General features: G+C 31.1%; 19 protein-coding genes and 4 pseudogenes. 13 read left to right on the top strand and 10 right to left on the bottom strand.

Going from position 1 to position 22548, the window contains the following annotated elements; all coding sequences use genetic code 11:
• Window positions 1–13: 13 nt before the first annotated feature.
• The 7 genes and pseudogenes from GCU34_RS08235 to miaB all read right to left on the bottom strand — a co-directional run bounded on the left by GCU34_RS08235 (window position 14) and on the right by miaB (window position 5220).
• Complete coding sequence (locus GCU34_RS08235) at window positions 14–370, bottom strand: four helix bundle protein (RefSeq protein WP_072784573.1); 357 nt, start codon at window positions 368–370, stop codon at window positions 14–16.
• Between the two features lie 33 nt (window positions 371–403).
• On the bottom strand, window positions 404–679 hold the full coding sequence (locus GCU34_RS08230) for a co-chaperone GroES (RefSeq protein WP_072784572.1): 276 nt from the start codon (window positions 677–679) through the stop codon (window positions 404–406).
• Window positions 680–817: 138 nt separating this feature from the next.
• Entirely contained in the window at window positions 818–1192 is a 375-nt protein-coding gene (gene secG / locus GCU34_RS08225; protein WP_072784571.1) for a preprotein translocase subunit SecG, read from the bottom strand.
• Between the two features lie 3 nt (window positions 1193–1195).
• A pseudogene (locus GCU34_RS08220) lies at window positions 1196–1968 on the bottom strand (tetratricopeptide repeat protein).
• A 4-nt stretch (window positions 1969–1972) separates the two neighbouring features.
• Window positions 1973–2476, bottom strand: a complete 504-nt coding sequence (gene lptE / locus GCU34_RS08215) for an LPS assembly lipoprotein LptE (RefSeq protein WP_072784568.1) — start codon at window positions 2474–2476, stop codon at window positions 1973–1975.
• A gap of 2 nt (window positions 2477–2478) precedes the next feature.
• The gene (locus tag GCU34_RS08210; RefSeq protein WP_072784566.1) at window positions 2479–3744 is read right to left on the bottom strand and encodes a sigma-54 interaction domain-containing protein; all 1266 of its coding nucleotides are present in this window, start codon (window positions 3742–3744) and stop codon (window positions 2479–2481) included.
• Between the two features lie 21 nt (window positions 3745–3765).
• Window positions 3766–5220: a tRNA (N6-isopentenyl adenosine(37)-C2)-methylthiotransferase MiaB gene (gene miaB, locus GCU34_RS08205; protein WP_072784564.1), complete on the bottom strand. Its 1455-nt coding sequence runs from the start codon at window positions 5218–5220 to the stop codon at window positions 3766–3768.
• Between the two features lie 170 nt (window positions 5221–5390).
• Between miaB and topA the strand changes: the two are divergent.
• The 7 genes and pseudogenes from topA to GCU34_RS08170 all read left to right on the top strand — a co-directional run bounded on the left by topA (window position 5391) and on the right by GCU34_RS08170 (window position 14924).
• Window positions 5391–7875 (top strand): annotated as a pseudogene (gene topA / locus GCU34_RS08200) (type I DNA topoisomerase).
• 2 nt (window positions 7876–7877) lie between these two features.
• Window positions 7878–9025 (top strand): annotated as a pseudogene (locus tag GCU34_RS08195) (formimidoylglutamase).
• A gap of 145 nt (window positions 9026–9170) precedes the next feature.
• A pseudogene (gene porK / locus GCU34_RS08190) lies at window positions 9171–10561 on the top strand (T9SS ring complex lipoprotein PorK/GldK).
• A gap of 51 nt (window positions 10562–10612) precedes the next feature.
• A complete protein-coding gene (gene porL / locus GCU34_RS08185; protein ID WP_072784559.1) occupies window positions 10613–11248 on the top strand; it encodes a type IX secretion system motor protein PorL/GldL in 636 nt (211 codons plus the stop codon).
• 58 nt (window positions 11249–11306) lie between these two features.
• Window positions 11307–12839, top strand: a complete 1533-nt coding sequence (gene porM, locus GCU34_RS08180) for a type IX secretion system motor protein PorM/GldM (RefSeq protein ID WP_072784556.1) — start codon at window positions 11307–11309, stop codon at window positions 12837–12839.
• A 42-nt stretch (window positions 12840–12881) separates the two neighbouring features.
• Window positions 12882–13799, top strand: a complete 918-nt coding sequence (gene porN / locus GCU34_RS08175) for a type IX secretion system ring subunit PorN/GldN (protein ID WP_072784554.1) — start codon at window positions 12882–12884, stop codon at window positions 13797–13799.
• 69 nt (window positions 13800–13868) lie between these two features.
• A complete protein-coding gene (locus GCU34_RS08170; RefSeq protein WP_072784553.1) occupies window positions 13869–14924 on the top strand; it encodes an NAD(P)/FAD-dependent oxidoreductase in 1056 nt (351 codons plus the stop codon).
• Here the strand turns inward: GCU34_RS08170 and GCU34_RS08165 are convergent.
• A complete protein-coding gene (locus tag GCU34_RS08165; protein ID WP_152378421.1) occupies window positions 14921–15253 on the bottom strand; it encodes a DUF983 domain-containing protein in 333 nt (110 codons plus the stop codon). The two genes, GCU34_RS08170 and GCU34_RS08165, sit on opposite strands and share 4 nt — an antisense overlap.
• 133 nt (window positions 15254–15386) lie before the next feature.
• Between GCU34_RS08165 and GCU34_RS08160 the strand changes: the two genes are divergently transcribed.
• Window positions 15387–17306, top strand: a complete 1920-nt coding sequence (locus tag GCU34_RS08160) for an ABC-F family ATP-binding cassette domain-containing protein (RefSeq protein ID WP_072784551.1) — start codon at window positions 15387–15389, stop codon at window positions 17304–17306.
• 112 nt (window positions 17307–17418) lie between these two features.
• Here GCU34_RS08160 and GCU34_RS08155 read toward each other — a convergent pair whose 3' ends face one another.
• Together GCU34_RS08155 and GCU34_RS08150 are read right to left on the bottom strand one after the other, a co-directional pair.
• The gene (locus GCU34_RS08155) at window positions 17419–18564 is read right to left on the bottom strand and encodes a GNAT family N-acetyltransferase (protein WP_072784550.1); all 1146 of its coding nucleotides are present in this window, start codon (window positions 18562–18564) and stop codon (window positions 17419–17421) included.
• A 75-nt stretch (window positions 18565–18639) separates the two neighbouring features.
• On the bottom strand, window positions 18640–19116 hold the full coding sequence (locus GCU34_RS08150; RefSeq protein WP_072784549.1) for a DUF1761 domain-containing protein: 477 nt from the start codon (window positions 19114–19116) through the stop codon (window positions 18640–18642).
• Between the two features lie 270 nt (window positions 19117–19386).
• Here GCU34_RS08150 and GCU34_RS08145 point away from each other — a divergent pair, with 270 nt between their 5' ends.
• From GCU34_RS08145 to GCU34_RS08125, 5 genes are all read left to right on the top strand, one after another.
• Window positions 19387–19824: a hypothetical protein gene (locus GCU34_RS08145; RefSeq protein ID WP_072784548.1), complete on the top strand. Its 438-nt coding sequence runs from the start codon at window positions 19387–19389 to the stop codon at window positions 19822–19824.
• 129 nt (window positions 19825–19953) lie between these two features.
• Window positions 19954–20262, top strand: coding sequence for a hypothetical protein (locus tag GCU34_RS08140; RefSeq protein ID WP_072784547.1), 309 nt, complete (start codon window positions 19954–19956; stop codon window positions 20260–20262).
• Window positions 20263–20267: 5 nt separating this feature from the next.
• Window positions 20268–20921 (top strand): hypothetical protein, encoded by a 654-nt coding sequence (locus GCU34_RS08135; protein WP_072784546.1) that lies wholly within the window; start codon window positions 20268–20270, stop codon window positions 20919–20921.
• A 192-nt stretch (window positions 20922–21113) separates the two neighbouring features.
• Complete coding sequence (locus GCU34_RS08130; RefSeq protein WP_072784545.1) at window positions 21114–21872, top strand: sensor histidine kinase; 759 nt, start codon at window positions 21114–21116, stop codon at window positions 21870–21872.
• 3 nt (window positions 21873–21875) lie between these two features.
• Window positions 21876–22547 (top strand): response regulator transcription factor, encoded by a 672-nt coding sequence (locus tag GCU34_RS08125; protein WP_072784544.1) that lies wholly within the window; start codon window positions 21876–21878, stop codon window positions 22545–22547.
• Window position 22548 lies beyond the last annotated feature (1 nt).

The following is a 22548-nucleotide window of genomic DNA, read 5'->3' as shown; positions in this document are numbered from 1 at the left end:
TAAGGCTTTATGCCTAAAGCGAGTTTAACTTTTCTTTTAAATTGTAAATTTTACTTTTTATTATATTGATTTGAGTTTCTATTTCATTGAATTTTTCTAAAGAAATGTAATTCAAATCCTTTGATAGAATAATTAAATATTCTGTTTCATTAGCAGAGCCTAAAGCTATATTGAGAAATTGATTGAATTCTTTATCAGAGCTTCTTCCACAACCTTCTGCAATATTAGTAGGAATTGAAGAACTAGCTCTTCTAATTTGACTAACCAGTCCGTATAATTCTTCTTTTGGATAATTCGAGGTTAACACATCAATGTCCAAAGTTAAATTGTGACTTAATTGCCAAATATCATATTTTTTGAAATTTCTCACGCTTTATGCTTTCTGCTATTAGCCTAAAGCTAGTTAAAGTATTGCGTAAATTTCTTCTTCACGCATAATTAGGTAATCTTTACCTTCATACTTAAACTCTGTACCTGAATATTTGCCATAAAGTACAATATCGCCTACATTTACGGTCATTGTGTGGTCTTTTTTTCCACTACCTACAGCTACAACAGTTCCTTTTTGTGGTTTTTCTTTTGCAGTGTCAGGAATAATGATTCCTGAAGCAGTAGTTGTCTCAGCAGCCATTGGCTCGATAACTACACGATCTGAAATAGGTTTAATGTTTAATGACATATTTTTAATATTTAAATTAATAATTTACGTTTCCTTATTTTTCAGAAATTGTGCCAAATGTAATTTCTGACAATTTTGCTTATAATAAAAATGCCAGCACTGACATGCTGGCATTTTTGAAATTATTTCTGTTATATTTTATTTTGCTGCTTCTTCAGTAGCTTCTGAAGTTGTTGCTGCATTATCAGTAGTTTGTCCAGTTGCAGTATTTGCTTCTGGTGCTGCAGGAGTTTGAACTGCAGGAATTGTAACATCATCAGTTCCTAAAACCTTAGAATCTGTAGAGCTAGATCCAAAAGATAATGATGATAATAAAATTAATGCTAATAATACACCCGCAAGTGTCCAAGTACTTTTATCTAAAAAGTCAGTTGTTTTTTGTACACCACCTAGTTGGCCCGCACCTGCACCAAAAGTAGAAGACAATCCACCACCTTTAGGGTTTTGCACCATGATTGCTAAAATCAATAAGAAACAAACAATTGTTATTGCAATTAAAAATCCTGTAAACATAATCTAGTTATTATTTTGTTGTATTTTTTTAATATTTTCAATTTGGTCTGCAAAGAAACTACTTTTTTCTGGATATTTCAAAATTAAAATTTCATAAGCTTGTATTGCACGTTGATATTTTTTTGTTCTAGAAATATCTTAGCTAAAGTCTCGGTCATTAAATGTGTTGGTTCTTCGGTACTTTTCGCGATATTTGAAGGTGTTGAAGTGGTTTCTTTTACAGGTGAAATTTTTGGGTTACTTTCTATAAATTTATCAATTAAGTCAAATTTTTTGGTCTTTTCTTCTGTATTTTTTTTATCTATCTCATCTAAAGAACGTTCGATAGGGGAAATTTGTGTTAATTGAAGCCATTCGCTAAATGAGTGTTTTTCACTATTTTCAAAATGTAAAGGTTTACCAATTTCTAATTTTTCTTCAATTTCTTCAATTTCAGTTAATTTAGTAATGTTTTCAATTGCTATATTTTCCGCTTCATTTACATCAATATTGGAAATAATTTCTTCGGTTTCTTCAATATTACTTTTTTGAATTGTTTTAAATTCTTTCGAAGTTATAAAATCAAAAAGAATAGCGCGATCTTGAGTTAATGCTGCGGTTTTCTTTAATTCATAGTTGTATCTAAAACTTTCTTGGTTGTATAATCCTTTTAGATATAATGCTTTAGCGGATTGAAAAAAAGGATATTCTTGCAAAACTTGTTCAAGTGCAAGAGTTTGTTTTTCGTTAACCGCTTCTGGTTTGTTTAGTAAATATGTTAATTCAGTTATATTCAATTTACTACCATTTTGCTAAAGACTCGTTGAAAACGTCTTGTGTAATTCTTGTGTAAATTTCTTCTAAAGCAGTTGTTAAACGGCTTCCTGTCATTTGCTCATTTGCAGGATAATCGTGATAGAAAGAAAAACGTTTTTCAAAATTATCGTCTTCTTTTTTCTGATTTGTAAAACGCACCATTATGCCAATTGTCAATCTGTTTTGAGCAGCTCTTTGATCGGCAGTTGCGGTCATTGGAGTAATTCTGTATTCTACAATTTCTCCTTCATATAACAAATCACCACCTTGATTAACCAAATTCAAATTGGTTTGACTTTGTATTATGTCTTGTAATTGTAAAGTGAATGTTCTTTCAATTCCGGGCTCAACTAATTCAGCATTGTTTTGAAAATAATTTACTTGAAAAGTATTGGCGTCAATTTGACCTGTTCCTGTAAAATTGTAATATTTACAACCTGAAGTAGCAAATAAAAGTAATAAAGCAAATATTTTTAATGTCTTACTCATTATTATAAGTCGTATTGTTTTATTTTTCGGTATAAAGTTCTTTCAGAAATTCCTAATTCATCAGCCGCTGCTTTTCTTTTCCCTTTGTTACGTTCTAGTGCTTTTTTAATTAATTCAATTTCTTTTGCTTCTAAACTCAAAGTCTCTTCCTCTTCGACTGTTTCTGCAAATAAGAAATCATCATCTTCCAAGTCATCATCATGAATTTCTTCTTGAACTATTTCAGGTTGAACTGGATAAAGTTCTGTTTTAGGTTGCTCGTCAAAGATAACATTATCTTCTTTTTGTCCGTAAATTCGCTGAATTAAATTTTTATTGGTTTCCTGAACTTTAGCACCACCGTTTTGCATCAATTCTAATGTCAGCTTTTTCAAATCATTCAAATCAGCTTTCATGTCGAAAAGCACTTTGTACAAAATTTCTCTTTCGTTGCTAAAGTCGCTATCTTTTTTTGTATGATTGATTACTGATGGTAAATTAGTTCCCTCAGTAGGTAAATAACTTTGTAAAGTAGCAACTGAAATCTCTCTATTGGTTTCCAAAACCGAAATTTGTTCGGCAATATTTCGCAATTGACGAATGTTTCCACTCCAGCGATAACGAATTAAATACTGAACAGCGTCATCAGTTAAACGAATAGGAGGCATTTTGTATTTGTGTGCAAAATCTGAAGAAAATTTTCTAAATAAAATATGAATATCTTCTTTTCTTTCACGTAATGGTGGTAATTGAATTTCGACCGTACTTAAACGATAATATAAATCTTCACGAAACTTTCCTTTTTCAATTGCGTCTGCCATATTTACGTTGGTAGCTGCAACAATACGTACATTCGTTTTTTGAACTTGAGAAGAACCAACTTTTATAAATTCGCCGTTTTCTAAAACACGCAGTAAACGAACTTGTGTCGTTAAGGGCAACTCACCAACTTCATCTAAGAAAATTGTTCCACCATCGGCTACTTCAAAATATCCTTCACGAGTGGAAGTTGCTCCTGTAAAAGCTCCTTTTTCGTGTCCGAAAAGTTCACTGTCAATAGTTCCTTCAGGAATTGCACCACAGTTCACTGCAATATACTTTCCGTGTTTACGATGTGAAAGAGCATGTATGATTTTTGGAATACTTTCTTTACCAACACCACTTTCTCCAGTAACTAAAACAGAAATATCCGTCGGGGCAACTTGAATTGCTTTTTCAAGAGCACGATTTAACTTTGGATCGTTACCAATAATTTCAAAGCGTTGTTTTATGGCTTGTACTGATTCCATTTATACCTTAATATATAGTAATTAATTTGATTGCATAATTTCTGAATATCCAACCGCTTCACCAATAAGTGTTGCTGCTGTACAATCAGTAATTTTTACATTAACAAAGTCACCTGTTTTGTAATTTTCTTTAGGGAAAACCACAACTGTATTTTGAGAATTTCTTCCGCTCCAATGTTTGTCCGAACGTTTTGAATCTTTTTCAATTAAAACTTCAACGGTTTGACCTACGAAACGTTGTGTTCTTTCTAAAGCAATACGTTGTTGTAAATCGATAATCTCATTTAAACGACGTTTTTTAACTTCTTCAGGAACGTCATCTTCCATTTTTCTAGCAGCTAAAGTTCCTGGTCTTTCAGAATAAGCAAACATAAATCCGAAATCGTAACGAACGTGCTCCATTAACGATAAAGTATCTTGATGATCTTCCTCAGTTTCTGTTGGGAAACCAGAAATCATATCTTGTGATAATGAAATGTCTGGAATAATTTCATAGATTTTATCAACTAAAGCAATATATTCTTCACGAGTATGTTGACGATTCATTTCTTTTAAAATACGTGTGCTTCCAGATTGAACCGGTAAGTGAATGTATTTACAAATGTTATGATGTTTTGCCATCACTTCAATTACTTCCACATGCATATCTTGCGGATTTGAAGTAGAGAAACGAAAACGCATTTTTGGAAATTGTGTAGCACACATATCTAATAACTGAGCAAAATCTACAGCGGTTGCTTTTTGCATTTCGCTAGCTTTATCGAAATCCTTCTTTAGTCCGCCACCATACCATAAAAAACTATCTACATTTTGACCAAGTAAAGTAACTTCTTTAAAACCTTTGCTCCATAAATCTTGAATTTCTTCTAATATACTTTGTGGGTCACGGCTACGCTCTCTTCCTCTTGTAAAAGGAACAACACAAAATGTGCACATGTTATCACATCCACGAGTTATGGATACAAAAGCGGTAACACCATTGCTGCTTAAACGAACCGGTTGAATATCGCCATACGTTTCTTCTTTAGATAAGATTACGTTAATTGCATCACGACCTTCGTCCACATCTTTTAAAAGATTCGGAATGTCTTTATATGCATCTGGTCCTACGACCATATCTACAATTTTTTCTTCGTCTAAAAATTTTTCTTTTAAACGTTCAGCCATACAGCCTAAAACCCCAACTTTCATCGAAGGATTTATTTTTTTTACAGCATTATATTGTTCCAAACGCTTACGAACCGTTTGTTCTGCTTTATCTCGAATAGAACATGTGTTTACCAAAACTAAATCGGCTTCTTCTAAATTTTGAGTAGTGTTATACCCCTGATTTGCTAAAATAGAAGCAACAATTTCACTGTCTGAAAAATTCATTTGGCAACCATAACTTTCAATAAAAAGTTTTTTAGTATTGCCTTCCTTTTGTTCTTGAACTAAACTTGTTCCCTGTTTGTTTTCTTCAATTATCTTTTCCATATAATCAAATGCCGAATGCGATTTTATATAATTCGGGTTGCAAAGATAATACTAAAATGTAAAATATGACAACTTGTCAGACTTTCTTTAACAAAATATTTTACTGAAAAACGGCTAAAAATTAGAAATTGAAAAAAAACTTATACTTTTGCGACAAACAAAAAGTTGAAATGGCAAAGAATTTAGTAATCGTTGAGTCGCCAGCTAAGGCAAAAACAATCGAGAAATTTCTAGGGAAAGACTTTCAAGTAGAATCAAGTTTTGGGCATATAGCCGACTTGCCTTCTAGAGAAATTGGAGTAGATGTTGAAAATGGTTTTAAGCCAAAATATGAGGTTTCGAGTGATAAAAAAGCTTTGGTGAAAAAACTTAAAGATTTAGCAAAATCAGCAGAGGTTGTATGGTTAGCATCCGATGAAGACCGTGAGGGGGAAGCTATTTCTTGGCACTTAGCAGAAGAATTAAAATTAAAACCTGAAAAGACAAAACGTATCGTTTTTCATGAGATTACTAAAACGGCGATACAAAAAGCAATTGAAAATCCAAGAGGAATCAATTACGATTTAGTAAATGCACAACAAGCAAGAAGGGTTTTAGATAGACTAGTGGGTTACGAACTTTCGCCGGTTTTATGGAAAAAAGTTAAAGGCGGACTTTCGGCCGGCCGTGTGCAATCGGTTTCTGTTCGATTAATTGTAGAGCGTGAAAGAGAAATTCAAGGATTTAATGCAGAAGCATCATATAGCATAGTTGCGGAATTTGTAAATGAAAAAGGAAAATCTTTTAAAGCGCGTTTGCCTAAAAATTTTGAATCTAAAAAAGAAGCGGAAGATTTTCTGCAAAAAATATTGGGTCACAATATAAAGTAGCCGATTTAGAAACTAAGCCAACAAAAAAATCTCCGGCAGCTCCTTTTACAACTTCAACATTACAACAAGAAGCAGCAAGAAAATTATATTTACCTGTTGGGATTACTATGCAGGTCGCACAACGTTTATATGAAGCCGGTTTAATCACTTATATGAGAACGGATAGTGTAAACTTGTCTAATGAAGCTTTAGATGCTGCAAAAGCAGAAATTGAAAGTTATTACGGAAAAGAATTTTCTCAAACACGTAATTATGCGACGAAAGCTAAAGGAGCACAAGAGGCTCACGAGGCTATTCGTCCAACAGATATGAGTCGCCATACAGTAGACTTAGATAGAAATGAATCGAGATTATACGATTTAATTTGGAAAAGAACAATTGCTTCTCAAATGAGCGATGCTCAATTAGAACGTACAAATGTAAAAGTAGAAGCTTCAAATCATAAAGAACTTTTTGCTGCAACAGGTGAAGTAATTAAGTTTGAAGGGTTCTTAAAAGTATATTTAGAAGGTCACGATGACGATGAGGAAGAACAAGAAGGAATGTTGCCTCAAATGGTTATTGGTGAAAAGCTTTCTAATACAAATATTATTGCTACGGAACGTTTTTCTCGTCCACCAAGTCGATATACTGAAGCTTCTTTAGTTAAAAAATTAGAAGAATTAGGGATTGGTCGTCCTTCAACATATGCGCCAACTATTTCTACTATTATTGCTCGTAATTATGTTGAAAAAGGAGCAAGTGAAGGTGTAGAGAGAAAATATAATCAAATTACATTAGAAGGTTCAGATATTAAATCAGTTGTTTTAAAAGAAACGACAGGTTCCGATAAAGGAAAATTGGTACCAACTGATATTGGAATGATTGTAAATGATTTCTTAGTTTCAAATTTCGAAACAATTTTAGATTATAATTTTACCGCTAAAGTCGAACAAGATTTCGATGAAATTGCAGAAGGAAAAGTAGATTGGGTAAAAATGATGAAAGATTTTTATACTCATTTTCATCCTAATGTAGTAGATGTTGAAAAAAATGCCGAAAGAGAAACTGGTGAAAGAATTTTAGGAAATCATCCAGAAACAGGAAGACAAGTGTCTGTTCGTTTAGGTAAGTTTGGTCCAATGGCTCAAATTGGAAGTATTGATGAAGAAGAAAAGCAGTTTGCAAGTTTATTGCCTGAACAAAATATTTCTACTATTACATTAGATGAAGCACTTTCTTTATTTATGTTGCCAAAATCTTTAGGTAATTATGAAGGAGAAGAAATTAAAGTTAACAATGGTCGTTTTGGACCTTATGTTCGTTTTGGTAAAACATTTATTTCGTTACCAAAAGGAGAGGAGCCATTGGACGTTTCTTTAGAAAGAGCAATTGAGCTTATAAAAGAGAAGCAACAAGCCGATGCACCCATTGCAACGCATGAAGGTTTGCCGGTGCAAAAAGGTGTTGGTCGTTTTGGTCCATTTATAAAATGGAATGGAATGTTTATTAATGTTAATAAGAAGTATGATTTCGATAATTTATCTCAAGCAGATGTTAAAGAGTTAATTGAAGATAAATTGCAAAAAGAGCAAGATAAGTTAATTCATAACTGGGAAGATGAAGGAATTCGTGTTGAAAAAGCACGTTGGGGAAGATCGGTTATTTTAAAAGGTAAAACCAAAATTGAATTAAGTAAAGATGTAGATGCAGAAAAATTAACTCTAGATCAAGTGAAAGAGTTAATTGAGAAAAAGCACCAGCAAAAAAATCAACGCCTAAAAAGGCTACTGCTAAAAAGAAATAACTATGGTTTTTGAATTTTTAGTACCAATTGAAGATAAAGTTTTTGAATTTGTAAGCAGTTTGTCTTCTCAAACAATCGGAAAAAAAATTGCTTTGCATACTTGTGATGAGTTTCCTAATTTAGATAATACCTCTATCGCTTTAATCACTGTTAATGAATACAGAGGTGCAGAATTAGAAAACGATACAAATAGTTTTAATGACTTTAGAAAATATTTTTATGCTCTTTATCCAGGGAATTGGAAATTTGCATTAGCCGATTTAGGAACAATTCAAGCTGGTGCTTCTTTAGAAGACACATATTTTTTGGTAAAGTCTATTTGTGAAGAATTACATAGAAAAAACATTTTTCCAATAATAATTGGTGGCACTCAAGATCTAACTTATCCTATGTATCGTGCTTACGATAATTTAGATCAAATGGTTAATTTGGTTGCTGTTGATAGTAAGTTTGATTTTGCAAAAGAAAATGGTTTACCTTTTAATTCTTATTTGTCAAGTATTGTTGTTGAAGAACCTAATAATTTATTCAATTTTGCTAATTTAGGTTATCAAACCTATTTTAATTCTCAAGAGGAAATTGATTTAGTTGAGAAGTTGTTTTTTGAAGCATATCGCTTAGGTGAAGTATCAAATAATTTAGCAATTGCAGAACCAGTGTTAAGAGATGCTGATTTAGTTACTTTTGATTTAATGTCAGTGGAATTTTCTCATTCAGGTAATTTTCAAACCTTCAATCCAAATGGATTTTCTGGTAAAGAAATATGTGCCTTAGCTAGGTATACCGGGATAAGTGATAAAGTTTCAAGCTTCGGTATTTTTAACTTTCATAATTCAATAAAAGAAGTATCTTTGGCTTCCCAGATAATCTGGTATTTTTTAGAAGGTTATTGTTTTAGGTCGAATGAATATCCATTTGGAGGAAAAGAAAACTTTTTAAAATATATTGTTCTGATAGAAGAAGAAGAGTTAATCTTTTATAAGAGTAATAAAACAGGAAGATGGTGGATAGAAATACCATTTCTAACAAACAATAATAATAAAATAAAAGAAATACGTTATTACCTTGCACTCATGACGATTATTTAGCGGCGTGCGAGCAAGAAATGCCTGAAAGATGGTGGAAGGCACAAAGGCGTAACTTATTGTAAAAGATATCTTTTAAGAGTCTATTTGTGATATCAAAAAGGTTTTTAAGATTTTTTTAAGGTTTTTTTGAAAAAAAATTGTTTTTCTCAAAATTAATGAATAGGTTTACGCCCTTAAAAAGTAAAATACATTTAACCCAAATTTTATATGAAGAAGTTAGTTGCATTTTCGGCAATTTTGTCATTATTAGTTAGCTGTAGTAAAGGCGACAGAGGTGAACTTGTGGGTGCTAAAAGTAGAAAATGGCATCCTGAAAAACCTTATGGAATGACTTTGGTTCCAGGAGGTGCTTTTATTATGGGTAAATCAGATGATGATTTAGCGAACATTCAAGATGCTCCTACGAAAACAGTAACGGTTCGTTCATTTTACATGGATGAGACCGAAATTACAAATGCTGAGTATCGTCAATTTGTTAATTGGGTAAAAGACTCAATTGTTAGAACAAGATTGGCTATTCTTGCTGATGAAGTGGGTCAAAAACCCGCTGAAGGAGGTCGTGGAGGTAAAGATGGAGGAAGTATTGGTGATTATGCTTTCGCTGATGCAAACGTTGAAGAAATGTCTCCGTACGACAAATATATGTATGAAAACTATTACAGTGTAGGTACAGATGATGACATGTATGCAGGAAGAAAATTGAATCGTAAAATGAAATTGATCGATGATCCTCAAAAATATCCTGACGAATATTATGTTGAGGTAATGGATTCAATGTATTTGCCAGAATCTGAGTCATATAATGGGTTAAAGACTATGGATGTGTCAAAATTACAATTCAGATATAAAGAGGTTGATTGGAATAAAGCAGTTAAGAAAAAAGGAAGAAAAGGTCTTTATGATGATAATCCTCCTATCGAAATTTATCCTGATACTACGGTTTGGATTAAAGATTTCGCATATTCTTATAATGAGCCAATGCATAATGATTATTTTTGGCATGCTGCTTATGATGCTTATCCAGTAGTTGGTGTAAGTTGGAATCAAGCAAAAGCTTTTTGTGCTTGGAGAACTTTATATAAGAATTCTTATATTAAAAGAAAAAAGGTAGAGATCAAGTAAATTCATTCCGTTTACCAACTGAGGCTGAATGGGAATATGCTGCAAGAGGTGGTATTGAGTCTGCAACATTCCCTTGGGGAGGTCCTTATGCTAAAAATGATAGAGGTTGTTTTATGGCTAACTTTAAACCAAATAGAGGGGATTATGCTGCTGATGGTGCTTTATATACTGTAGAAGCTAGATCTTATGAGCCTAATGATTACAACTTATACAATATGGCAGGTAATGTTTCTGAGTGGACTCAGTCAGCTTACAGTCCTTCTTCATATGAATTTGTTTCTACAATGAATCCAAATGTTCCAGATCATAAAAACCAAAGAAAAGTGGTTAGAGGTGGTTCTTGGAAAGATGTAGGTTACTTTTTACAAGTAGGAACGCGAGATTTCGAGTATGCAGATTCAGCAAGAAGTTACATTGGTTTCAGAACTGTTCAAGATTACATGGGAACAGCAGCAACTGGAACTAGACCAAAATAGTATTTAACCAATTAATTTATATTTAACTTAACTAACTAAAATTTATTTATTATGGCAATTTTAAGTAAAAAAGTAATGAATTTCCTTTACGGAATGGGTGCGGCGGTAGTAATTGTAGGAGCATTATTCAAATTAATGCACTGGCCAGGTGCAGGACCTATGCTTATCATTGGATTATTAACTGAGGCTTTCATCTTCGGATTGTCAGCGTTTGAAGCTCCTGAAAAAGAATTAGACTGGTCTTTAGTTTACCCTGAATTAGCGGGTGGTGAAACTAAACCAAAAGATAAAAAAGCTGAGAAACCAGAAGATGCTCAAGGTTTATTATCTCAAAAATTAGACAACATGTTAAAAGAAGCTAAAATTGACGGTGAGTTAATGGCTAGTTTAGGAAACAGTATTAAAAACTTTGAAGGTGCTGCAAAAAATATCGCTCCAACTGTTGATGCTATTGCTTCTCAAAAACAATATGCTCAAGAAATGGTAGCGGCTGCTGATAACTTAAAATCTTTAAATAGTTTATATCAAGCGCAATTAGTTGGTGCTGAGAAAAATGCTCAAGCTAATGCTGAAATCGCTGAAAATGCTTCTAAGTTAAAAGAGCAAATGCAATCAATGACTTCAAATATTGCTTCTTTAAATGCAGTATACGGAGGAATGCTTTCTGCTATGAGTAACAGAGGATAATTTTATTATCACTTTATTATTCAATTTTTATTAATTTAAATTTAAACAATTTTAAGAAATGGCAGGAGGAAAGTTAACCCCTAGACAGAAGATGATTAACCTAATGTACTTGGTTTTCATCGCGATGCTAGCTTTAAATATGTCAAAAGAGGTTTTAACCGCTTTTGGTAACTTTAATGATAAATTCGATGAGTCAAATAAATTGACTGATCAATCAAATGAACAATTATTATCAGCTTTAAATACAAAAGCAAGTGATGAACCAGCTAAATATGGTGAACCTGCTAAAAAAGCACAAGAAGTTGCAAAAATCTCTAAAGATTTTATCACTTTCTTAGATGGTGTTAAGGCTGAAGTAACTGAAGGTTTTGAAGTAGACGAAAAAACTGGTAAATTACCTTTCGAAGCTATGGATAAATCAACTATCGATGAGAAATGGTTCCAAGGAGATGGATACTCTCCAAGAGGTACTGAAATCGTTGGTAAAATTGAAAAATACGTTGCTGATATCAAAAAAGTAATTGGTGTTGACGTTAAGTATAAACCATTTGTTACTGAATTAGAAAAGAAATTTTCTACAGCTGATATAACTAATAATGAAGGTGTAAAAGTTAAATATTTAGATTATAAAACTAAAGGTTTCCCTGCAGTATCTACTTTAACTTTTGTTACAGCTTTACAAAATGATGTTAAGAATACTGAAGCTAGTGCTTATAATTTATTCTTAGGAAATTCATTACAAGCAGCTGCGTCAATGAAAAATTTTCAAGCTATTGTAGCTTTAGATAAAAATGTTTTCTTCGAAGGTGAAAAAGTTACAGGTAAAGTTGTGTTAGGTAAATATGATGCATCTACTGTTCCAACTGCTTTCAAAGGGCCTGGTAAAATTGATAATGGTCAAGCTGTAATCGAAACTACTGCTGGTGGAATTGGTGAGCACCCTGTTGCTGGTACATTTACTTTCATGGAAGATAGCAAACCAATTGAAATTCCTTTCAATGGTAAATATGTTGTTGTACCGAGACCTAAGAGTGCTAACGTTTCAGCAGATAAAATGAACGTAGTTTATAGAGGTGTTCCTAACCCTATGACAATTACTTTCGCTGGTATCGCTGATTCTGATGTTACAGCTTCTGCTCCTGGTTTAACTAAACAAGGAACTGGTGGAAAATATACATTAAACCCAGGTTCTGGTACTGAAGTTACTATTAATGTAACTGGTAAACTACCTACTGGTAACGTTGTAGATAAAAAAGTATTCCGTATTAAAGGAATTCCTTCACCAACAGGTTTAATTAGAGGTGAGGATAAAGCTAAAGGTCCAAAATCAAGTTTAGAAGTAGCTCAAGTTTCTGCTATGTTAGAAGACTTTGATTTTCCTGTAACTTGTACAGTAACTGGATTTAATATTAAAGTACCTGGGCAACCAACTATCGTTGTATCTGGAAACAGATTAGATAGTAGAGCGCGTTCGGCTGTACAAAAAGCACAAAAAGGTGATGTTATTGTTATCTCTGATATCAAAACAAGATTTGAGGGTATTAACCAAATTCCTAAAAAAGTTTCACCTTGTACATTTGAAATTTTATAATAATTTCTGATTATACAAAACCAAATAAATTAAGACTTAACAATGAATTGGAGAAAATTTATATTAGTAGCAGCAATAGGTTTAAGTTCAACTTTGACTTTTGCACAATCTAATTTATTAAATGCAAAGACTCCTGACCAAATCGGGAAAAAAACTGAAGCTGAATTAGTTGCTGAAAATGACATGCCGTTACCTTATGGCTATGTTATGGATAGAGATATCTTAATGGGTAAAAGAGTGTGGGAAATAGTTGACCTTGATGAAAGAATTAACTTTCCATTATACTACCCAGTTGAGAAAGATTTAGGTCCCGATAGAAAACCTCTTTATGATGTTTTAAAGCAAGCTATTCAAGACAGTATTATAACTGAAGTTTATGACGATAGTTATTTTACTACAAAAAAGACTCTTAAAGATATTCAGTCTTCATTATTTGCAATCGATACTACTGATGCTGGTAGAGAGCAAATGAACGAGGATTATGAAGCTTATAGAGCTGGAACAAAAAAAATTGACGAGCAATATATCAATAAATATGAGATTGAAGCTGATTTAGTAAAAGCTTACAAAATTGTTGGATATTGGTATTTTGATAAAAGACAAGGTGAATTAAAGTATAGAATGCTTGGAATTTGTCCTGTTGTTCCTGATGTACAGGTTTATAAAGATAATCCTGATACTGATGAAATGGTTGAATTATTTTGGGTTTATTTCCCAGCTGCTAGAGATGTGTTACACAAATCAAAAGCCTTCAATAATAGAAACTCAGCAATGCCTTTTAGCTTTGACCATGTTTTAAATGCAAGACGTTTTGGTGCGGTAATTTACCAAGAAGAAAATGTTTATGCAGATAGACAAATCAAAGATTATTTAAAAGAAAACGCTCAAATGCAGTTATTAGAATCTGAGCGAGTAAAAGAAAAGATCCGCGACTTCGAACAAGATATGTGGAACTATTAATATAAATTTTCCTCCAATTTATTGTAAAACTCTCATCTATAAAGATGAGAGTTTTTTTATTTTTGTATCATGATAGATTATATTATTGTTGGTAGTGGTTTAGCAGGAGTTTCTTTTGCAAATATTGCTTTAGATAATGGTAAAAGTGTTTTTGTTTTTGATAACTATTCACAACCGTCTTCTACTGTTGCAGGTGGTATGTATAATCCAGTTGTTTTAAAACGTTTTACTGAGATTTGGAAGGCTCAAGAGCAAGTTGATATTTGTCAAGATTTCTATCCAAAACTTGAAAAAAAGCTTGAGGTTAAATTTGATTATCCATTGCAATTGCTGAGAAAGTTTGCTTCTATAGAAGAGCAAAACAATTGGTTTGTTGCTTGTGATAAACCTTCACTTTCACCATTTTTAAACTCTAAAATTAATTATGAGACTTTTCAAGCCATCGATTCATCGTTTGGTTTTGGAGATGTTTTTTGTTCGGGTTACTTAGATATCAAAACACTTGTTAATTTTTATCAAGATTTTTTAAAAAATATAAATTGTTTTTCATCTGAAACTTTTGATTATAATAGTCTTATAATTGAAAAAGATTATGTTCAATATATGGAAATAAAAGCTAGATCAATAATCTTCGCTGAAGGTTTTGGTTTACATCAAAATCCTTTTTTTAATGATTTGCCTTTAGATGGAACAAAAGGTGAATTGTTACATATTAAAGCGCCAAACTTGAAACTTGATAAAATTGTAAAATCAGGTGTTTTTATTCTACCAATTGGTAATGATATTTATAAGGTTGGTGCAACTTATGATTGGAAAGACAAAACAAATCTCCCAACTGAGGCTGGAAAAACTGAGCTAGTAGAAAAACTAAAAGAAGTTATCAATTGTGATTTCGAAATAATCGAACATTTAGCTGGCGTAAGACCTACAGTTAATGACAGACGACCTTTAGTAGGTACGCATTACACTTATAAACGATTGCATGTTTTAAACGGTTTAGGAACCCGTGGTGTTATGCTAGCTCCTTATTTAGCTTTAAATCTATTTAATTATTTAGAAAATAATATAGAGTTAGATGATGAAATTAACATTGATAGATATTATAAAAAAAGAGCTAAATTTTAGCTCTTTTTTTCTTTTAAATGATCTTTCCAATCTTTGTCATAACTTACAAAAAAGTTAATCCAAACATTTCGGGATATTCGCATCATTAACGGAAACAATAAAACTAAAGTTACAATTATCGAAATAAAAGCCGTTTTCAGAGATGTTCCAATAAAAACATATGAAATAATAAAGGCGGCAATTCCTAATGCTACACCTAAGCCATAACTTACATACATAGCGCCATAAAAAAATGATGGTTCAATTTTATATCTTGTATGACAATGGCTACAAGTTTCATGCATTTTGTAAATTTTACCTAAATTGTAAGGATTATTGTCTTCATACATGCTTTCTTCTTGACATTTTGGACAACTTCCTGTTAAAATGCTATTGAGTTTCGTTCCTTTTTTAACATTTGCAAAAATATTTACACAAAGATACTACAGGATAGTTTGATATGTGTAACAATTGTAACAAAATATGCTTAATATACATAACTTATCGGTTTCTTTTGGTGGAACATATTTATTTGATGAAGTAACCTTTAGACTTGGTGCTGGAGATAGAGTAGGTTTAGTTGGTAAAAATGGTGCGGGTAAATCGACAATGTTAAAAATTTTAGCAGGAGACATTCAACCTGATTCTGGAGTTATAGCAACAGAAAAAGAAATTAAATTAGGTTTTTTACGGCAAGATATCGACTTTGAACAAGGTAGAACAGTTTTAGAAGAAGCTTATCAGGCTTTTGAGGAAATTAAACGTGCCGAGTTTAGAATTGATGAAATTAACCATCAGTTAGCGAATAGAACCGATTATGAAAGTGAAAGTTATCATGATTTGATAGATGAGTTAAGTGAAGTTACACATCAATATGAAATATTAGGTGGTTATAATTATGTAGGCGATACCGAGAAAATTTTATTAGGGCTTGGTTTTAAGCGCGAAGAATTTAATAATCCAACCGAATCTTTTTCAGGAGGATGGCGTATGCGTATCGAATTAGCAAAATTGTTATTACAAAGCAACGATATTTTGCTTCTAGATGAGCCAACCAATCACTTAGATATCGAAAGTATCATTTGGCTTGAAAACTTCTTAAAAGGCTTCCCTGGAGTTGTAGTAATCGTTTCTCACGATAAAATGTTTTTAGATAATGTAACCAATCGTACTATCGAAATTTCGCTTGGTAAAATTTACGATTTCAGTAAGCCTTATTCGCAATATTTAGTTTTACGCGAAGAACTTCGCGAGAAACAATTGGCAACGCAAAAAAATCAGCAAAAGAAAATTGAAGAAACCGAGAAATTAATTGAGCGTTTTCGTTACAAAGCATCAAAAGCAGCAATGGCGCAATCGTTAATCAAAAGATTAGACAAAGTAGAACGTATTGAAGTAGACGAAGACGATAATTCAGTAATGAATATTTCTTTTCCAGTATCTGTTACACCAGGAAGAGTAGTAGTAGAAGCAGAGCACGTTTCTAAACATTATGGCGATAAAAAAGTTTTAAGCGATATTTCAATTCTAGTTGAACGCGGAAGTAAAATAGCATTTGTAGGACAAAATGGTCAAGGAAAATCTACGTTTGCAAAAGCGATTATGAACGAATTTAAATATGATGGAGAAATTAAACTCGGACATAACGTTCAATTAGGTTATTTTGCTCAAAATCAGGCTGAATATTTAGATGGTGAAAAAACGTTGTTAGACACTATGATTGAAGCGGCAAACGATAGCAATAGATCAAAAGTACGCGACATGTTAGGTGCATTTTTATTTAGAGGCGACGACGTAGAGAAAAAAGTAAAAGTTTTATCTGGAGGAGAACGAAACAGATTGGCTTTGTGTCGATTGTTATTGCAGCCTATAAATGTTTTATTAATGGATGAGCCTACGAATCACTTAGATATTAAATCGAAAAACGTTTTAAAAGAGGCATTAAAAAACTTTGAAGGAACTTTGCTTTTGGTTTCGCACGATCGTGATTTCTTGCAAGGTTTAGCAAATACAATTTATGAGTTCAAAGATCAAAAAATTAAAGAATATTTAGGCGATATCAATTTCTTTTTAGAACAGCGCAATGCTCAAAATATGCGTGAAATTGAGAAAAAAGATAATATAGAAATAAAAACTACAAACCATAAACTACAAACTACAAACCTTAGTTACGAAGATCAAAAAAGACAAAAATCGTTACAAAATAAACTTAGTAAAATAGAAAGTCAAATTAATGAGTTAGAAAAAGCAATTCAAAAAGACGATGAAAATTTAGCTAAGAATTATGAAAAGTTAATCGAAGATGTAAATTTCTTCTCGGCTTACGAGAAAAAGAAAAAAGATTTGGAACAATTAATGGAAGATTGGGAAAACGTTCAAATGGAAATCGAAGATTTTAATTAGAAGCTATTTCCAGCTTTCGCCTGCACACGGTGCTTGGCTCTATCAGGGCTATAATATTAATCGGTTTTCAGTCTAAGTAAAAAAACTGAATACTGTGACTGAATACTGCTAACTATTTAAACGGATGTCTTTGTTGCCAGTGAACTTCGGGTTCTAGTTTTGGAAAAATTTTATCCATAAATTTATTTACCCATTTATTAGTGTGTAAAATAAACCCCGACATATTAACGGGTTCGGCACCAATTGAACTTTTAATTTCTAGCGCAGTTCGGCCAAAAATAATTTTCTTAAAGCCATTTTCAATACCAAATTCGGTCATATTATAAAGCATGTTTAAATAAAGCATGCTTTCTTTTTGAATGGTTTCGTCGTAACCTAAAAAGTAAGTTTCTAAGGTTTCTCCGTTTAAAAGAATGGTATGAAAACCAACTAATTTTTCATTTAAAAAATAGCCACAAATTCTAAATCTATTGCCACATTGTTTTTTAAAAGTAGAAAAATGATGTTTGTCTAAGAAAAAAGTATTGAAAGGCGCATTTTTAGCAACATAATAATATAAGTTATAAATGTTGGTTTCATATTTTAATACATCGTCATAAGATAATTCTCTAACGTCAATGCCTTCAATTTTTTTATGCGCTCTTTTATATTGGTCTCTGTATTTTTTTGAAAAAGCTTGAATGTAATCTTCTTTAGTTTTCCAATTTTTATTCAAATAAAAAATCATATTAGGTTGTGCCGAAAATTCGTACAAAGCACCAAAATCATATTTTTTTAATTCTACAGAACATTCTGTATAGAAATCTTTAAAACTTACAATATGAATGGTAATTTTCTTTTCTTTAAAATATTGAATTAGTGCTTTTGAACATTGCATCATAACATCGCTTACATGCTTAAAGTCTATAGGTTTTATAAATGTATAACCGTTTTGACCAGTTATCATATTATTACCAATAAACAAAACGTGTGAGGCAAAATTTCTAAAAACAAAATTTCTAATTTTTGTTTTGAAACAATTATCTCGTTCCCCAAAAGATTCTAATTTATTTAAATCGAGATATTGAGCCAGAGAAGTTCCTATTAATTCGTTGTTTTCGAAAATACCAATAAAAAAACACTCCATATTAACAGGAGCCGATTTTTCTAAAACATTTAAATAAGGAGTTTGTAAAAAATGGTTATCATGCGATACATAATCCCAGTTTTCAGGAAGCTCGGTAGTAGATTTATAAATTTTAAAAGAAATGTTTTCCAAGGGCAAAAAAATAATCGTCTCACACAAAAGTAAGACGATTAGTGTATAATTAAATGTTAAAAAACTAACATATTTTTATTTCCATCCGCAAATAATGGCTCCCATAATAGTTAAAGAGACTACCCAGTAACCACCAGTTACGAGCATATATTTCCAAGATTTTTGTTCAAATAAACCGTTGATGGCAATAATTGGTAATACAAAAGTAATTCCGCAAATAAGTCCGTGTAAAGCTCCATGTTTAAAACTTCTAAACATTTCACCATGAACCATCATAAAAGCTTTGTAAGCTTCATCTTCCATATTTCCACCAGCCGCTTGTAAAACGCCAACTTGATGAATTACAATTGAAGGAACTACAAAAGCAATTAATAAAGAATAAATAAAGGTAAGTCCGAAAATTTTTAACATATTACCTTTTTTTGCTTTTTCTTCAGTCATTCCCGATTCTTGCATCCAGATAGTTCCGAAAACTTTTGGGTTGTACCAAATAAAGCCTACTACGAAAGTAGATAAAGCTGCTAGAACAACAGCAATTAGATTAAATAACATAATAAATAGTATTAATTGGTTAGTGTATCAAATATAACAAAAAAGAAGATTTTTTTGATTATTTTGAAAAGTATAAAACATGCTTTTAAAAGATAAAATTTTAAAATAAGTTAAAAAATAGGTGTTTCTACGTATAAAAATAGGTGTTTTTACGTATTGTTTTTTTTAAAACTTGAAACTAACTTTAAGATGTAGAAATGGCAAAGTAATTTTTGGTTAGGTATGGGTTATTATTTACAAGTCATTTCTACAAAAATAATGTAAAAACAGATGAAAGTAGCAGTTAATAATAAAATGATAGTGAGTCCAAAGACATTTTTCTTGTCTATATTGGGTTTAGCATATTATTTTTTAATTGCTATTTTCTTGTTTAGAGTTGATTTAGTTGATAAAGTTGAAAGTCCATTGTTATTAGATTTAGATTTTTACTTTATTGTATTCATTAGTATACTGTTATCATTTTCGTGGTTTTTAATGAATTACTTTTTAACTCATTTTTTATTGATTTACAAGCTTCAAAATAAAAGAAAAAGTGAACCAGACTTATTTATTAGTACTATGATTTGTTCAATAGGCTATTTGTCTTGTGCACTTTTAATAAATTATATACTGGATTATGATTTTGGGCATTTCATTGCCTATGCCTTTTTATTCTTAGCAATAAGAATAATTTGGGCAGTTTTTTCATCTGCTTTTTTTAAAAAGTAGTTTATTTCGCTAGTTATTCGATAGTTTCTATACCTATCAAAATTTTAATCATAATCCAGTATTTTTTTCTTTTTTATTAAAAAATCTTTTTATTTTTATAACATTATTAACCTTAATAACAAACTTATTATGGCTATTACCCCTAATTCAGGTGCAGAAATCTCTTTAGAAGAAGCACAAAAATTAATTCAAAATTTCCAAGCAAAATTTCCAGGAGAAATCAAAGCAAGTTTTTATGGAATAGAAACACTTAACTTAATATTAAATCAAGAAGGAATTATAGGTGTACGTATTTATTATGGCTACGATTCAGTTGCAAAAAAAATAGCGGTAGTTTTAGTAGGAGTTGATAGTACAGGTAAAGATATGACGGCTATTCTTGTAGATAAAGGTGAAGATTGCCCTAATAATTGTGATATAACAAGTCCTTTATACTAACTAAGTTGAATATTGAGCTATTAAGAATATGTTATAAAATTACAGGCTTTTTGCCTTTAATAGTATTTTTATTTTATTATTTTAAAGGAGGAAAAATTGAAAAAAGTATTTTCAATTTTCTTCCTTTCATTGTGTTGATGTTTTTTGCAACTTTTGTTGAATGTCATTTTTTTAAATATAGTGTCAAAAAATGGATAAGACTATATGACTTTTTAGAGTTTTATACTCTTTTATGGTTTTTTTATAAAGAAATAAAGTTAAAAAAGCTTTATAGTTTTTTTTCGTTAAGTTACTTGTTACTTTATATTTATTTAATTATTACTTGGGATAATACAAAAATTGCAGACCAACCACTTGTGATTTTTACTATACTTTTAGTTTTAGTAAGTGGAATATTGTGGTTTATTAATGTTTTTAAAAATTTTGAAGAAACTCCATTGTATAAAAGGACAGGGTTTTATATAATAGGTGTAATTTTATTTTATATTTTAAGTACTTCTTTATCATTTTTATTTACCGAGTATTTTTGGAAAAATAATAGAGAAAATGCTTTTATATTAAGGAATATAATTTTATCATTTAATACTATATCAAGAATTATTATAACAGTAACTTTACTAAAGTTTTTAAAATTTGATAAAAATGAAAGTAAATTTTAAAGTTTCTTATGCTTTAATTGATCGAACTGAATCATGTCCAAATAGTTGTGATAGTAGTAGTCTGTAAATCATCATATAAAAGAATTTAGTTTTTTCAAAAAATCAATTTATTCTTACAACAATTTTAATACCTTTACGTTGTAAAACATATGTACGATAACTAGCGATATCAGCATTGTAAAAGGTAATTTATTGGAAAATAATCAAGTAGGTTCATTAATCATTATAGGAACAGCGCTAATTGTTATATTAGTGTTAGTGCTTTTGTTTTTAGAGGTTTTTTATCAAACCTACCTTTTAAAAATGAAACGTAAAGAAGCCGAATTGCTTTTGAAGACTTCCTTAGAAAGTGAAAACAATGAACGTCAACGTATTGCTGCTGATATTCATGATGGAGTTTCGGGCGATTTAAATGCAGTGCGCAATTTTATTTCCATTCTATTAAAAATAGAAACCGATGCCGATAAAAGAGAAATGTTTACAGAAATTAATAATGGAGTAGAAGCTGCATTAGAAAATACTCGATTGGTTTCTTATAAGTTAATGCCACCACTTCTAGAAAAAGCAGGTTTTGTACCAGCATTACAAGATTATTTAGATAGAATTAATAAAACAAGTGAAGCGAAATTCGTTTTAAACGCAAACGAGTTTAAGTACGAAATTCCTCAAGATAAAGCTTACGAATTATTCCGTATTAGTCAAGAATTTACTTCGAATATGATGAAATACGGAAAAATTTCAATTTGTAATATGCAATTGCAAGAAATTGAAGATAATTATGTTTTACAAATTGAAGACGACGGAATTCCTTATAATTTTAAAGAACTTTATGCAACATCGAAAGGAGCAGGTTTAAAAAATATTAGTTCTAGAATTAAAGTTATCGAAGCAAATTTTGAACAAATCTTGCAAGAGAAGGGTAATAAATTTGTAATTTCAGTAAAAAAATAATCGATGAAAATAGCTATAGTTGATGACCATCAATTATTTAGAAAGAGTTTAGCCCTTTTAGTAAATTCTTTTGAAGGGATTGAAGTGGCTTTTCAGGCTGAAAATGGTATAGAATTTTTAGAAAAATTAGAATCAAATCCTATTGATTTAGTTTTGTTAGATATTCAAATGCCACAAATGGATGGTTTTGAAACTTGTAAAATTCTGAGAGAAAATTATCCCGATTTACATATTATTATTATTATTATTTCTCAGTTAACTACAAAAGAGAGTATTCATAAAGTTATGGAAATGGGCGCACACGGATTTTTTACTAAAAATTCAAACCCAGATCAATTAGAAGAAGCTATAAGAAGTGTAAGAGATAAAGGTTATTATTTTGGTAACGAACTTGGTTCAGTTTTGCGTGAAGCTTTATTATGGGAGAAAAAGGCAAACGAATCTACAATGTCTTACATGGAAGATAGCGCACAATTAACATCAAGAGAAATCGATATTATTAAATTGGCAGCCAAAGAATTGAGTAGTAAAGAAATGGCTGATGAACTTAATATTGCGCATAGAACTGTTGAAGCGCACAGACGTCATATAATTGAGAAGACAAATTCTAAAAATATTATTGGAGTTGTAGTATATGCTTTAAAATGTAAATTAATTACGCTAAACGATATTTAAC

The organism is Flavobacterium haoranii (assembly GCF_009363055.1).
Classification (GTDB): domain Bacteria; phylum Bacteroidota; class Bacteroidia; order Flavobacteriales; family Flavobacteriaceae; genus Flavobacterium; species Flavobacterium haoranii.
The sequence above is the reverse complement of the archived record's forward strand: the minus strand, read 5'-3'. Positions and strand labels throughout refer to the sequence as shown.

Coding starts and splice junctions, on each gene's coding strand:
- GCU34_RS08230 (WP_072784572.1), bottom strand. CDS start 679: ATGTCATTAAACATTAAACCTATTTCAGATCGTGTAGTTATCGAGCCA.
- secG (WP_072784571.1), bottom strand. CDS start 1,192: ATGTTTACAGGATTTTTAATTGCAATAACAATTGTTTGTTTCTTATTG.
- lptE (WP_072784568.1), bottom strand. CDS start 2,476: ATGAGTAAGACATTAAAAATATTTGCTTTATTACTTTTATTTGCTACT.
- GCU34_RS08210 (WP_072784566.1), bottom strand. CDS start 3,744: ATGGAATCAGTACAAGCCATAAAACAACGCTTTGAAATTATTGGTAAC.
- miaB (WP_072784564.1), bottom strand. CDS start 5,220: ATGGAAAAGATAATTGAAGAAAACAAACAGGGAACAAGTTTAGTTCAA.
- porL (WP_072784559.1), top strand. CDS start 10,613: ATGGCAATTTTAAGTAAAAAAGTAATGAATTTCCTTTACGGAATGGGT.
- porM (WP_072784556.1), top strand. CDS start 11,307: ATGGCAGGAGGAAAGTTAACCCCTAGACAGAAGATGATTAACCTAATG.
- porN (WP_072784554.1), top strand. CDS start 12,882: ATGAATTGGAGAAAATTTATATTAGTAGCAGCAATAGGTTTAAGTTCA.
- GCU34_RS08170 (WP_072784553.1), top strand. CDS start 13,869: ATGATAGATTATATTATTGTTGGTAGTGGTTTAGCAGGAGTTTCTTTT.
- GCU34_RS08165 (WP_152378421.1), bottom strand. CDS start 15,253: ATGTATGAAGACAATAATCCTTACAATTTAGGTAAAATTTACAAAATG.
- GCU34_RS08160 (WP_072784551.1), top strand. CDS start 15,387: ATGCTTAATATACATAACTTATCGGTTTCTTTTGGTGGAACATATTTA.
- GCU34_RS08150 (WP_072784549.1), bottom strand. CDS start 19,116: ATGTTATTTAATCTAATTGCTGTTGTTCTAGCAGCTTTATCTACTTTC.
- GCU34_RS08145 (WP_072784548.1), top strand. CDS start 19,387: ATGAAAGTAGCAGTTAATAATAAAATGATAGTGAGTCCAAAGACATTT.
- GCU34_RS08140 (WP_072784547.1), top strand. CDS start 19,954: ATGGCTATTACCCCTAATTCAGGTGCAGAAATCTCTTTAGAAGAAGCA.
- GCU34_RS08125 (WP_072784544.1), top strand. CDS start 21,876: ATGAAAATAGCTATAGTTGATGACCATCAATTATTTAGAAAGAGTTTA.